Source organism: Bacteroides sp. AF39-16AC, assembly GCF_003602735.1.
GTDB lineage: Bacteria > Bacteroidota > Bacteroidia > Bacteroidales > Bacteroidaceae > Bacteroides > Bacteroides uniformis.
This window is the reverse complement of sequence record NZ_QTLN01000014.1, coordinates 35,690-49,526: the sequence shown is the minus strand read 5'-3', so window position 1 is coordinate 49,526 and position 13,837 is coordinate 35,690. Positions and strand designations below refer to the sequence as shown.

The following is a 13,837-nucleotide window of genomic DNA, read 5'->3' as shown; positions in this document are numbered from 1 at the left end:
TAAAATAAATTCAAAAAACAAGAGTACCACAAAAATGTAATAAATATGTTTCAGAAATTTAAAAGAATGTGCCGAAAGGCAAAGAAAACTATCATGCAAGTTTCCACCAAAGTAAGAATGTTAATCATTGCCCTGTTGGGAGGCATACCTGCTATGGCTCAAAGTACGGCAGGCGATTACTCGGCCGGTACGACAGCTCTATCAACCGTAGCGGAGGAAATTGTGAAATACGTTCCTGTCATGGTCAAACTCTGCTATGCCATTGCTGGTGTCGTGGCCATCATCGGAGCCATTTCGGTGTATATCGCCATGAACAACGAGGAACAGGATGTCAAGAAGAAGATTATGATGGTAGTTGGGGCGTGCCTTTTCTTGATTGCGGCAGCCCAAGCATTACCTCTGTTCTTCGGAATTAACGCATAAACAGTCAGGGGAAATGATTAATGACGGACGTTATCCGGATTATCCGCTGTTCAAGGGGTTACAACGGCCTTTGGAGCTGATGGGATTACAAGGTCGCTACATCTATTGGGCGGCAGGCGTGGCTGGTGGAGCCATTGTGGGCTTTATCGCCGCCTACTGTCTTATGGGCTTTGTGGCCGGACTGGTCGTATTGGCAACTGTCTTATCTGCGGGAATCGTGCTTATCATCCTCAAACAGCGAAAAGGGCTGCACAGCAAAAATGTAAAACGTGGAGTGTATGTGTATGCCTATTCGCACAAAGTATGACTATAAGAAAAACCATCACGGCAATGTGTGTGGCTGATTGATTGTTGAACGCGGGCGGGTTCGCCTCCAGCCGAGGCAGACCTGCCCCTATTTAATGAACGCATATCGGAATGACCCTATATATCATTTTATTTTTCATCGCCCTATGTACGGGTATGGCCTTGTCAGTCTATACGTTCGGTACGGGCGGCAAGCGCAAGCACATCTTTCAGAATATCTATTTCTCTGTGGAAGATACAGATGGTGTGGGTGTGCTGTACACCAAGACGGGTGAATATTCCGCCGTCTTAAAAATCGAAAATCCGGTACAGAAGTATTCGGCGGACATTGACAGCTATTACGATTTCACGCATCTATTCTCTGCCCTTGCGCAAACACTGGGCGAAGGATATGCCTTACACAAACAGGACATCTTCGTGAGAAAACAGTTCGCGAAGGAGCCGGAGCATAATCAAGAATTTCTTTCGGCATCGTACTTCCGTTATTTTAATGGGCGTCCGTACACGGACAGCCTTTGCTATCTGACTATCACACAGGAAGCCAAGAAGAGCCGTCTTTTCTCTTACGATAGCAAGAAATGGCGCGATTTCCTCGTGAAGATTTATAAGGTTCGAGACCTACTACGCGACAGCGGTGTACAAGTGAAATTCCTGAACAAAGCCGAGGCAAGCGAATATGTGGACCGTTACTTTGCGATGAACTTCAAAGACCGTACGGTCTCGATGACGAATGTCAAGGCTGACGACGAAACGGTATCTATGGGTGACAAACGCTGTAAGGTGTACAGCCTCGTGGACGTGGACTGCGCCGCACTCCCCTCGCTGATACGTCCCTATACCAATATTGAGGTGAATAATACCGAGATGCCAGTGGATCTTGTCTCGGTGGTGGATAATATTCCGAACGCAGAAACGGTGGTGTACAACCAAATTATTTTCCTGCCCAGTCAGAAGCGTGAACTGGCATTACTCGACAAAAAGAAGAACCGGCACGCAAGCATACCCAATCCGAGTAACCAAATGGCCGTAGAGGACATCAAGCAGGTACAGGACGTAATAGCCCGTGAAAGCAAACTGCTCGTGTACACGCACTTCAACATGGTGGTGGGCGTGCCTGCCGACACCGACCTTCAAAAATGCACGAATCACTTGGAAAACGCTTTTGGGCGCATGGGCATACATATCAGTAAGCGTGCATACAACCAACTGGAACTGTTCGTCAGTTCATTTCCGGGCAACTGTTACAGCCTGAACGAGGAATATGACCGTTTTCTGACCCTCTCCGACGCTGCGGTATGCCTGATGTACAAGGAACGGGTGCAGCATAGTGAGGAAACGCCGATAAAAATTTATTATACTGACCGTCAAGGTGTTCCGGTAGCTATCGACATCACGGGAAAAGAGGGAAAGAACAAGCTGACCGACAACTCGAATTTTTTCTGCCTGGGGCCTTCGGGCAGCGGAAAGAGTTTCCACATGAACTCCGTCGTGCGCCAGTTGCATGAACAGGGGACGGACGTGGTAATGGTCGATACGGGTAACTCATACGAGGGGCTATGCGAGTATTTCGGCGGCAAGTATATCAGCTATACCGAGGAACGGCCCATCACGATGAATCCGTTCCGCATCAATCGGGAAGAGATGAATGTAGAAAAAACGGGATTCTTGAAAAACCTCGTCTTGCTTATCTGGAAAGGTACGCAGGGAACGGTCACAAAGACGGAAGACCGTCTGATAGAGCACGTCATCACGGAATATTACGACGCCTACTTCAATGGTTTCGAGGGCTTCACACCCCAACAGCGTGAGGACTTGCGTAAGAGCCTCGTTATTGATGACCGCAACAGCAGTGAGAAGCGGCACGAAAGCGAACGGGAACGCGCGGTCCGCATCGAGGGTATCATTGACGAGATAGAGGGCCGACGCAAGGAACTGAAAGTGGAGGAACTGTCATTCAACTCTTTCTATGAATATTCCGTGCAGCGCATCCCGGATATCTGTGAGGAGAACCGTATCACGGGCATCGACCTCTCGACATACCGCTATATGATGAAGGACTTCTATTTGGGCGGCAACCACGAAAAAACGCTGAACGAGAACATGGACAGCTCGCTGTTCGACGAGACGTTCGTGGTCTTCGAAATCGACAGCATAAAAGATGACCCGCTGCTTTTTCCTTTGGTCACGCTGATTATCATGGATGTTTTCTTGCAAAAAATGCGCATCAAGAAGAACCGCAAAGTCCTTGTCATCGAGGAAGCATGGAAAGCCATCGCCAGCCCGCTGATGGCGGAGTACATTAAATTTATGTACAAAACAGCGCGTAAATTCTGGGCCAGTGTGGGCGTGGTGACACAGGAAATACAAGACATCATCGGCAGCGAAATCGTGAAAGAGGCCATCATCAATAACTCGGATGTGGTGATGCTGCTTGACCAGAGCAAATTCAAGGAACGTTTCGACACCATCAAGACGATTCTTGGCCTAACAGACGTGGACTGTAAGAAAATTTTTACCATTAACCGCCTTGAAAACAAGGAAGGACGCAGCTTCTTCCGCGAGGTGTTTATCCGTCGGGGCACGACCAGCGGTGTTTATGGCGTGGAAGAACCGCGCGAGTGCTACATGACTTACACGACCGAACGAGCGGAGAAAGAGGCTCTGAAGCTTTACAAGCGCGAGTTACAATGCAGCCACCAAGAGGCTATCGAGGCATATTGCCGCGACTGGAATACCAGCGGTATCGGCAAGGCATTGCCGTTTGCGCAGAAAGTTAATGAAGCGGGATGTGTACTGAACTTAACCACTAAAATAACATCATAATGAAAACGAAAAGGATTTTAATCACCCTGTCACTGGGCTACGGGATAAATATGATGGGGTTTGAAAGCAGCTTGACGCGCGAACAAATCTCTGTCAGCAATCCGGAACTCACTGTTTTGTCCCTCCGGGAGTTTTGTATGCTGTCCAAGGAGAACCTGCTCCGCATGGATGACATGACACCGGACAAAGTAGCCGCCATCGAACGGTTGTTGGCAGAGTATTCCCTTCGGTTGGGTATGTCCGATGTAGAACTGGAAGCGTATTTGAACCGGTATTATGAAGAAAACCCCAAAGAAAAGGAGTTTTACGATATGTGCGACAGGCTATGTAACAGCAAACCTGTCTTCGATGAAAACAGGTTTCGAGAAGAACTATTCAGGGAACTGAACAGTAGTCCGATGAGTGAAAAAAGACTAAGTGACTTGGGATGGCTACGTTATCAGACCGTGCGCGAAACTTATCTAAACCAGCCTTTCTTTTTGAGATGGTTCGGCTCCCAAGAAGCCCGGATCAAAAGGGCCATCAAGGATACTACCATCATACATGATATGTTCTGCCGACTTGTCACGGAGAATTGTATCGAATCTGAACGGTGGTATTTCAATCACAAGGAACCGGAATACATAAAAGAGGTCTGAAACGATGAAACGGCTGTTTATCTTTTGGGTTATCCTATTGCCTGCCCTGACACAGCATGTTCACGCACAATATTACAGCGTGAACTATGACGCTCGTACCGTGGCGGCCATGGCCGCAGCATTCGGCACGGAGGCAGTAGCCGAAAGCTACTACCGCGAGCAGGTGGATGATATTCTGAAACACTATACAGCGGCAGAAGTGGCGGCAGCAGGGATATTTTCTTCCAAATTTTTGGAACACAAGGCTCTGTCCGACCTTGGCATCTGGTGCAGCAGCACGGAAAATTACTACTATCGTCGAATTTACCACATGGTGGCAGAAAAAATCATGCCGAAAATATGGGTGGTGGCGAAGCTGATGCTGCGCTCACCACAAACAGCAATCCACTGGGGCAGCTACCTGATGAAAGTGTGCGACGATACGAAGAGCCTGTGTATGCAGTTCGAAAGTGTGGTGACAAACAGCACGCTGTCGTTCTCGGACATCGCTTTTCTGGAAATTGACCGTGACATTGCCACCTTGCTGAACCTCGCAGAACTGGGCGGTACCGATTGGCAACGGATGTTGGACAACTTTACCAAAGTGCCGGGCAATTTCACGATTGAGAACTTAAAGGGCGACATTGACAACCTTTATAACATGGGCGTAGGGCTGGCAACATCAGGTATGGAGAACCTCGGTGACGCTCTACTGCAAAGTAGTGCGTTCCATGACCTGTTGGGTGGCAAAGTCAATGAAATCGGCAACCTGTATGAACACTACGGTACTCTCTTCGAGCAGGCGGAACATGACATCGGCAGTCTGCTAATCGACATGATGGGCGGTCAGGATAGCGTGGCCGCATTGTTCAATTTCAGCAACTACGACCTCACATCGTGGATGACCGACTATATGGACAATGCTGTCGGGAACTATTACACGCAACGGTGGTATATCGCACGGCGTGATCAAGGAAGCATTTCTCTATGCGACTACTACCCACCGACAGACGACAACAGCATATTGAACGGGGGCGCATGGACACGCTTTAACACGAGTGATCCGGGATTTTATCCGAACGCTTCGCAACGGGAGCAGGCCCTCGCCAATTCAGAACGGTATGCCGGATGGTCAAGAAGCCGAGTGCAACAGCTCAACAATAGCAACGATGGCTACACCTATACTATCAATACCCGACAACAGGCCTATATCATCAGTAAGGGTAACAAGCAGACAAAGAAGGCATACGCCTACGAGATACACGTGACACAGAGTTGGAATCGGACGGAGGTGGTCTATGAGGATGTCTTCAATTCCTATTCGATGGATTTGAATACGTTCAAAGCGCAGCTCAATGCCCGCCTCTCGGAGTTCAATGACAACGAGGAAGGCTATGTCTATTACATAGCATCCGATGCACGGAACTATTATCAGGCGACGGACGCCGCAAAATTGCAGGGATGCGAAAGCGTGACCATCAGTGTAACCTGTTCAGACGGGGCGACGCTGGGGCAAGGCTCGACACAATACAAGTGTCGCAAGTGTGGCGGCTCACTGGATGCCCACTCCAAAGAGTGTGTCATGCAGACCTCGGTAACGGAGAACGAACTGGACCTTTCAGAACTGGACGCACTGATACGGGAAGCGGACAATCAAGTCGCCGTTCTTCAATCTCAGATTAGTGCCTTGGAAAAGGAAAACGCCGACCTTCTGAAAAAAATTGCCGAGGCGAGCGTGGAAGACGCAGCAGCTTACCGGCAACAATATAACTCCAACCGGACACGTATCGAGGAACTGAAAAGCGAACTTGCCGAGTGGCAACAAAAACAGAAGGAGTACGCAGATGCGAAGCAGGAAGCGGAAGCAGAGAACGATGTGCCGACAGATGATTACTACCGCCTACCGGCTATCATGCAGGATTGCAAGACAGCCTATAGCCTCACTTGGCAGGACGGAGGTACATGGAGCGGCTATACGTTCGTCCGTAAGGCGACGATGCCGAACATCAATGGTATCATTACGTTCCGTGCGACTATTTCTATCGCACGGAAGCCGAAATACTTTCTGGGTATCAAGATTCACCGTGCCATTATCCAAATCAGTTGGGAATTGACTTCGGCATACACAGACACGCACGTTGCCGATGTACTGACACTCGATCCGAACCTGTCGAACGAGGAAAAGACTAAAATCGTGAATAATCGCATATCGGAAATCGCACGGGAATATCCCAACTGTAAAATCACTACCGAGTATGCCCGTACAGAACCTATGGAAGAAGTACCGAACAGCGACGTGTACCACCTGCTTTGGTCAAGTGACCGCCTCGAAATCGCACGAGAAGTGGATTCACGTATCACGAAAATATACGCCGACCTCGTATCCTTGGAGAAGATGATGCACTACAAGCGGAACATCATCGACGTACTGAAGGATGTGCTACCGGAACTCGATACGGACGAGGGGCGTAGGCTGACACTCGTGGAAGAGTGCCATGACCGCTGGGTAGAAAACGCACGGACATCCCGAAGTGGCAGAAAGGAGGTACGGCCATGAAACGCACTATACTGATAGCCATTACGTTGCTTGCGCTACTACCCGATGTCGCCAAGGGCCAATGGACATTCGATATCGTGTCGGTGGAAGCGTACATAAATGACCACAAAAAACAACGCAGCCTGTTGCTGGCCCGAAGCACGCTGGAATACAGCAACCAACTGCTGCACGAGTACAGCCGTGAGGAGACGGGCAAATACAAGGAAGTAAATATCGACCTTGACCGCTATACCCGTGCCTTTGATGTCATCGACGTGATGTACCAGTCCCTGCGGACGGTGCTGAACGTGAAGGATACCTACAGTTCGGTAAGTGACCGTATCGGTGACTATAAGACCATGCTGGAGGCTTTCCATGAGAAAATCCTGAAACATGGGAACATCGGGCCGTCAGACGCACTGATACTGACTATCAATGAAAAAGCAATACGGGACATCGCCAACGAGGGCGAACACCTCTATAAGTCGGTGAGCGACCTCGTGCTGTATGCCACGGGCGCAGCGGCCTGCTCGACCAGCGACCTGCTTATGGTACTGGAGTCCGTGAACAAGTCGCTGGACAGCATTGAGCAACACTTGAACCGGGCATACATCGAGACATGGAGATACATACAGGTACGTATCGGCTACTGGAAATCGAAGATTTACCGGGAACGTACCAAACGGGAAATTATTGACGGTGCTTTCGGACGATGGCGCAATGCGGGACGACTGGATTATTGACGGTAAAAGAGGAAGGAGGTAAATAATGCCACAAGTTAGATTATGACTTCTATGTACCGAAATTGATAAGGAATATCTTAAAACGCAGGAAAAGCGTTTCGTCCTGAATGTTCGGAGAAGTACAAACAGAGAAAGAAACTTTAAGTACAAACAAGTCTATCTGGCCTATAACCAAGAGGCAAATGGACATTAATAAAAGATGTAATGAAAAAGATCGTTTTTGAAAAAGACATTACGCTATATAAAGCCGATTGCCTTGAAGTAATGCCTCTTCTCCCAGAATCAAGTATTGATTTAGTTCTATGCGACCCACCTTTTGGAATTACAGCCTCGCAATGGGATAAGATAATACCATTCTCGAAAATGTGGGAGGAGATTAGAAGAGTGAGAAAGGATAATGCGCCTACGGCTTTATTTGGCAGCGAACCGTTCAGCAGCCTTTTACGCTGTGGCAATTTAGCCGAATTTAAATATGACTGGGTATGGGAAAAGTCAAAAGCAAGCAATTTCCTTCTTGCTAAAAAGCAACCTCTAAAAGCGCATGAGCTAATCAGTATCTTTTGTAACGGCAGAACTCCTTATTATCCAATCATGGAGGAAGGTGAGCCTTATGAGAATCGTACAAAGAGAGGAAGTAACTGGACAGGAGTAAACAAGGTACCAAATCCTACATTCAGAAATGAAAACAAAGGAACGAGATACCCACGAAGTGTGAAATATTTTAAAACTGCGGAATCAGAGGGCAAAACGATTCATGTTAATCAAAAACCAGTCGCATTGTTGAAATATCTGATAAAAACATACACAAAAGAGGGTGACACAGTCCTTGATTTTGCCTCTGGAAGCATGAGCACTGCAATCGCCTGTATTCATACGAATAGAAAATGTATTTGTATTGAAAAGGATGATATGCACTTCTTGCGGGGAGAGGAAAGGATTAGAAATGAATATAATATAAAAAGAAATGTGGAATAATACTGGTGATTAACTGATTGAAGCACATTGAGTATTGAAAGATTAATAACAAATAACCGAAAGTAAATATGGACAGAATACTCTTACTCGTGACGGTTACAATAATTGCAACCACGGCGGCAAAGGCACAATCCGTGACCTATAACCACGATTCGCCGAAACAAAACCAAGTAACAGTAATGGAAACCGGTACGGGAGCACTCTCGCCCGACCTCTACTATTCCATACTGCACAACAAGTATAAAAAGTCGGCAGCAGTCAAGAACAAACTGTCGTTCCGCACACTGGCGGGCGTCAACCTATACAACCAAACGGACGAAGCTGAAGCCATCGACTCGGCATTGGTGAGCCGGGCAAAGATAGAAGCCTTGAACGTGGCTGACCGTCAAGCGGACATCGCATGGGTCGCTGAAGGCGATAAGGTCAACGGACAGATGGTACGGCTCAAACGAAACATAGACCGTATCTTGCCTGTCGGGGGGACACCGGAGGATAAAGACAGATGGACGGAATATTACCATATCTACCAGTGCGCCATTGATGCAACGAAAGATGCCTATATGCCCAACGCACAGCGGAAGAAAGAGTATCTGCGCATATACGAAGATATAACTCGACAGAACGAAATCCTTGTCGGCTACCTTGCCAAACGGCAGAATACTACGATAACAAGTACGCTACTGAATGCTACCGCTGACCGTACTCTGGATAAGGAGAGTATTGTCCGCGATGCGGTGAACCGATGGCACGAATCGCGCTTTGCCGTGCGCGGCCCGCAATCAGGCAATAACACGGGTGGCAGCGGCGACGGAGATGAAACAGTAAACAAAGGGAACTGAAAAAACAAAAACGTATGGCAGACGGAAATATACTCTCGGATTTCGGTATTAATATCCTTGAAGAAGAAATAGACGATGTGATTTTTCAAACGAACGAGTTCCTGACTGATGCGACTTTTACCGGCTCGCAGGGACCGTTCTGGTGGATACTACAAATGTGCATGGCACTGGCTGCCCTGTTCGCTATTGTGATGGCAGCGGGAATGGCGTACAAGATGATGGTGAAACATGAGCCACTGGATGTGCTGAAGCTGTTCCGTCCTTTGGCTGTTTCAATCATCCTCTGTTGGTGGTATCCGCCAGCAGACACGGGTATGGCTGGCAGTGGGAGCAGTTGGTGTTTCCTTGACTTCCTGTCTTACATCCCGAACTGCATCGGCTCGTACACGCATGATCTGTACGAGGCAGAAGCCACCCAAATAGCGGACAAATTCGAGGAAGTGCAGCAACTTATCCATGTACGTGACACGATGTACCAAAGCTTGCAAGCACAGGCAGATGTCGCTCACACGGGTACCTCCGACCCGAATCTGGTAGAAGCGACCATGGAACAAACCGGAGTGGACGAAGTGACGAAGATGGAGAAAGACGCAGCCGAACTGTGGTTTACCTCACTGACGGCAGGAGTCATCGTAGGTATCGACAAAATCATCATGCTTATCGCTCTGATTGTGTATCGTATCGGATGGTGGGCAACCATCTATTGCCAGCAAATCCTACTGGGCATGTTAACAATATTCGGACCTATACAATGGGCGTTCTCGCTGTTGCCCAAATGGGAAGGTGCATGGGCGAAGTGGCTTATAAGGTATCTGACAGTACATTTCTATGGTGCAATGCTCTACTTCGTCGGCTTCTATGTGCTACTGTTATTCGACATTGTACTGTGCATACAGGTAGAAAACCTGACGGCAATCACAGCAAGCGAACAGACAATGGCGGCCTACTTGCAAAACAGCTTCTTCTCCGCCGGCTACTTGATGGCGGCAAGTATCGTGGCACTGAAATGCCTAAACCTCGTGCCGGACTTGGCAGCATGGATGATACCTGAAGGCGACACGGCCTTCTCTACACGGAACTTTGGAGAAGGTGTGGCGCAGCAGGCCAAAATGACGGCTACGGGCGGTATCGGCTCGATGATGAGATAATGATAAACCTAATATTAAATATCCAAAAGATGAATGTACAACAGAAAATTGAGAAATGGTGCAGGAACGAGCGTTTCGTGCACTATGCAAATGAACGCATAAGCGAAGAACTCGTTTATGCACCTAACCACCGAATTGATCCGGAATATGAAGAACTGGACGAAGCCATTACATGGGACAACCGATATATTGTCCCTATGATGACTTACCTTACCTATCGTCTGCAACTGGTCAAATTGCAGAAAAATGCCAAGAATCGAAACCGCCGTGTCTGGTGGATATTCGTGCATGTAATCATGCGGGAAGATTACACACAGCTTTTTGACGGGAAGTTCGAAAAATTTCTGACGGAGTTGCATGATACAGTCATGACAATGTTACATGACGAATACACACGATTGTCTAACAAGAAAAAATAAAGGTATATGGTCATCAAACATTTGGAGAATAAAATCCGACTGGTGGGCATCATCTGCACTGCTTTTCTTGCAGGGTGTATCATCATCAGCGTATCAAGTATCTGGACTGCCCGGACAATGGTGACGGACGCGCAGAAAAAGGTGTATGTGCTGGACGGAAATGTACCTATACTCGTAACCCGCACGACGATGGACGAAACACTGGACGTGGAGGCCAAGAGCCACGTAGAAATGTTCCACCATTACTTTTTTACTCTCGCACCGGACGACAAATACATCCGCTATACGATGGAAAAAGCGATGTACCTGGTCGATGAGACGGGACTGGCACAGTACAATACCCTCAAGGAAAAGGGATTTTACTCCAATATATTGGGTACGAGCGCGGTGTTCTCGATATTCTGTGACAGTATCTCCTTTGACAAAAAGAATATGGAGTTCACCTACTATGGTCGGCAGCGAATCGAGCGCCGGAGTAATATCCTGATGCGCGAACTGGTTACGGCAGGGCAACTTAAACGTGTGCCGAGAACGGACAATAATCCGCATGGACTGCTCATAGTAAACTGGCGCACATTGCTGAACAAAGATATCGAGCAAAAAACAAAGAGTAACTATTAAATCACCAAAGATATGAATATCAAAGGATTCAAACGGATGTTGTTCGGCGAGAAGATGCCGGACAAAGATGACCCGCAGTACAAGGAACGCTACGAGCGAGAGGTGCAGGCCGGGCATAAATTCGCCAAGGCGACACGCATCGACCAAGCGGCGGCCAAGGTGCAGGGCTTTGCCAACGCACACCGGACGCTGTTTCTGGTCATCGTCTTTACATTCGTCATCGGAGCTTTCGTATGGAACGCCTACCGCTTGGTAACTGTGTACAGACACAGTCCGGTAAGTCGCACGGCGACGGAAAAGCAGGATTCAGTGCTTCGGGAACGGCACAAGCTGTTGCAGGAAGTCGAAATAAGGGAACATAAAAACAGAGGGGACAAACCATAGTAAAAAGAGTACTTATGAATACACGGCTTGAAAAATCAGTCCGTTCGTCAGACGAATGGTACACGCCAAAGGAGATACTGGACGCATTGGGCAAATTCGACCTTGACCCTTGCGCTCCCATCCATCCGTTGTGGCCGACTGCCGAGGTCATGTATGACCAGAACATAGATGGGTTGTCCCAGATATGGGAAGGGCGTGTGTGGCTCAATCCTCCCTATTCGCGTCCTCTTATCGAGCTATTCGTCCGGAAATTGGCAGAACATGGCAACGGCATTGCATTATTATTCAACCGTTGCGATTCCAAAATGTTTCAGGACGTCATCTTTCCAAAAGCGACGGGAATGAAATTCCTACGCCACCGCATCCGATTCTACCGACCAGGCGGAGCACGAGGTGACTCTCCCAGTCGCGGTAGCATCCTATTAGCTTTCGGAGAAGACAACGCAGAGATACTGAGAAATTGTGCCATTGAAGGCAAATATGTACAACTCAATTAAAAGATGTATAATGAAGATATTGGAGAAAATCAATTTTCGCCAGCCGAAATATATGCTTCCCGCCATCCTTTATTTCCCCCTGCTCGGCACGTCTTATTTCATCTTCGACCTGTTTCAGACAGAAACGATAGAAATACAAGACAAGGCGTTGCAGACGACGGAGTTCCTGAACCCCGAATTGCCGGGGGCACAGATCAAGGACGATGGCATAGGCAGCAAATACGAGAATATGGCGAAATCATGGGGTAAGATACAAGACTACTCCGCTGTAGATAACATAGACCGGGAAGAACCCGATAAAAACAAGGAAGAGTATGAATCGAAATACACGCAGGACGACATCGACCTGCTCACGGAAGAACAACAGGAAAAAGCTGCGGCAGCGGAAATTGCCTCTGCCAAGACACGAGAACAGGAAGCACTTGCCGAACTGGAAAAAGCACTCGCAGAGGCGAGACTGAGAGGGCAAAACGCGACTGTACCCCCGGCAGAAACGGACACGGCCAACATTGCTCCACCACAAGGAGCAGCAGCCTCCGGAACCATCAACGAAGAGAGCCGGGCTGTGAAAACGCCATCAGCGGACGAACCGCCCAGCGAGGTGGTACGCAAGGTGAAGACAACCTCGGACTACTTTAACACACTGTCGAAGAATGTCCGTGAACCGAAACTCATCCAAGCCATCATTGACGAGAACATCAAAGCGGTGGACGGCTCGCGCGTGAGGTTGCGCCTGCTTGACGATGTGGAGATTGGCGAGTGTGTGATAGCAAGGGGAACATACCTGTACGCTACGGTAAGCGGATTCTCATCCGGGCGCGTGAAAGGTAATATCAGCAGCATCCTCGTGAATGACGAATTGGTGAAAGTGAGTCTCTCACTCTATGATACAGATGGCATGGAGGGGCTGTATGTGCCCAACAGCCAATTCCGGGAAACGAGCAAGGATGTAGCAAGCGGGGCAATGTCGGGCAATATGAACATGAGTATGGGAAGTACAACAGGAAACAGCCTTGCACAATGGGGGATGCAGGCGGTGAACAATGCCTACCAGAAAACAAGCAATGCCATTAGCAAAGCTATCAAGAAAAACAAAGTCAAGTTGAAATACGGAACTTTCGTGTATTTAGTGAACGGACAGGAAAAAAGGAATTAAAATGATGATGACATGGAAACAGATTTATCAGAATATCACAAAGGTACGGATGGGCTTTATTATGCGGACTATATAGCCCCAAATAAAGCCGAAACATTTATCGGAAAACTTGTGAGTACCGAATGGTGGCATCACAGAGGGCAGTTTGCCCTAATATGCAACTTCCGAACAGAAGACAGACGGAGGATTGCCTTATTCGCTTTTCAAAAACATACCGGTTTTTACGGACCAAGATACGGGAATGTTAATTTCAAAACAGTGGAGAAGGGCACTCTTTGGCAATGTGAAATCCAAATGACCCGGACGGGACGTTGTACTTGGGCGCGTGCCAGGCAGATAAAGAAATGAAG

General features: G+C 48.1%; 15 protein-coding genes. All 15 read left to right on the top strand.

The genetic code is table 11. From position 1 onward, the window contains the following. Nucleotides 1–45: 45 nt before the first annotated feature. The 15 genes from DW039_RS12700 to DW039_RS12630 all read left to right on the top strand — a co-directional run bounded on the left by DW039_RS12700 (nt 46) and on the right by DW039_RS12630 (nt 13,835). Complete coding sequence (locus DW039_RS12700) at nt 46–423, top strand: DUF4134 domain-containing protein (RefSeq protein ID WP_004322059.1); 378 nt, start codon at nt 46–48, stop codon at nt 421–423. Nucleotides 424–436: 13 nt separating this feature from the next. Then, on the top strand, nt 437–730 hold the full coding sequence (locus DW039_RS12695; protein ID WP_004310185.1) for a hypothetical protein: 294 nt from the start codon (nt 437–439) through the stop codon (nt 728–730). Nucleotides 731–840: 110 nt separating this feature from the next. Beyond that, on the top strand, nt 841–3,552 hold the full coding sequence (locus tag DW039_RS12690) for a helicase HerA domain-containing protein (protein WP_005777401.1): 2,712 nt from the start codon (nt 841–843) through the stop codon (nt 3,550–3,552). Further along, the gene (locus DW039_RS12685) at nt 3,552–4,190 is read left to right on the top strand and encodes a hypothetical protein (RefSeq protein WP_004322062.1); all 639 of its coding nucleotides are present in this window, start codon (nt 3,552–3,554) and stop codon (nt 4,188–4,190) included. The genes DW039_RS12690 and DW039_RS12685 overlap by 1 nt, the downstream gene beginning before the upstream one ends. 4 nt (nt 4,191–4,194) lie before the next feature. After that, on the top strand, nt 4,195–6,726 hold the full coding sequence (locus DW039_RS12680) for a hypothetical protein (protein WP_118356355.1): 2,532 nt from the start codon (nt 4,195–4,197) through the stop codon (nt 6,724–6,726). Beyond that, complete coding sequence (locus DW039_RS12675) at nt 6,723–7,448, top strand: hypothetical protein (protein ID WP_118356356.1); 726 nt, start codon at nt 6,723–6,725, stop codon at nt 7,446–7,448. The genes DW039_RS12680 and DW039_RS12675 overlap by 4 nt, the downstream gene beginning before the upstream one ends. A gap of 204 nt (nt 7,449–7,652) precedes the next feature. Beyond that, nucleotides 7,653–8,423 (top strand): site-specific DNA-methyltransferase, encoded by a 771-nt coding sequence (locus DW039_RS12670; RefSeq protein WP_004310179.1) that lies wholly within the window; start codon nt 7,653–7,655, stop codon nt 8,421–8,423. A gap of 68 nt (nt 8,424–8,491) precedes the next feature. Next, nucleotides 8,492–9,262, top strand: coding sequence for a DUF5045 domain-containing protein (locus tag DW039_RS12665; RefSeq protein ID WP_005777394.1), 771 nt, complete (start codon nt 8,492–8,494; stop codon nt 9,260–9,262). A 14-nt stretch (nt 9,263–9,276) separates the two neighbouring features. Beyond that, a complete protein-coding gene (locus DW039_RS12660) occupies nt 9,277–10,410 on the top strand; it encodes a hypothetical protein (RefSeq protein WP_004310177.1) in 1,134 nt (377 codons plus the stop codon). Nucleotides 10,411–10,439: 29 nt separating this feature from the next. Beyond that, nucleotides 10,440–10,829 carry a hypothetical protein gene (locus tag DW039_RS12655; RefSeq protein ID WP_004310176.1) on the top strand — a complete coding sequence of 130 codons (390 nt, stop codon included), beginning with the start codon at nt 10,440–10,442 and terminating at the stop codon, nt 10,827–10,829. Nucleotides 10,830–10,835: 6 nt separating this feature from the next. Next, nucleotides 10,836–11,450, top strand: a complete 615-nt coding sequence (gene traK, locus DW039_RS12650) for a conjugative transposon protein TraK (protein WP_004310175.1) — start codon at nt 10,836–10,838, stop codon at nt 11,448–11,450. Nucleotides 11,451–11,462: 12 nt separating this feature from the next. Further along, a complete protein-coding gene (locus DW039_RS12645; RefSeq protein WP_004310174.1) occupies nt 11,463–11,834 on the top strand; it encodes a hypothetical protein in 372 nt (123 codons plus the stop codon). A 14-nt stretch (nt 11,835–11,848) separates the two neighbouring features. Beyond that, the gene (locus DW039_RS12640; protein ID WP_004310173.1) at nt 11,849–12,331 is read left to right on the top strand and encodes a DNA N-6-adenine-methyltransferase; all 483 of its coding nucleotides are present in this window, start codon (nt 11,849–11,851) and stop codon (nt 12,329–12,331) included. A gap of 10 nt (nt 12,332–12,341) precedes the next feature. After that, complete coding sequence (gene traM / locus DW039_RS12635; RefSeq protein WP_004310172.1) at nt 12,342–13,487, top strand: conjugative transposon protein TraM; 1,146 nt, start codon at nt 12,342–12,344, stop codon at nt 13,485–13,487. 12 nt (nt 13,488–13,499) lie between these two features. After that, on the top strand, nt 13,500–13,835 hold the full coding sequence (locus DW039_RS12630) for a hypothetical protein (RefSeq protein ID WP_004322067.1): 336 nt from the start codon (nt 13,500–13,502) through the stop codon (nt 13,833–13,835). Nucleotides 13,836–13,837: the final 2 nt, after the last annotated feature.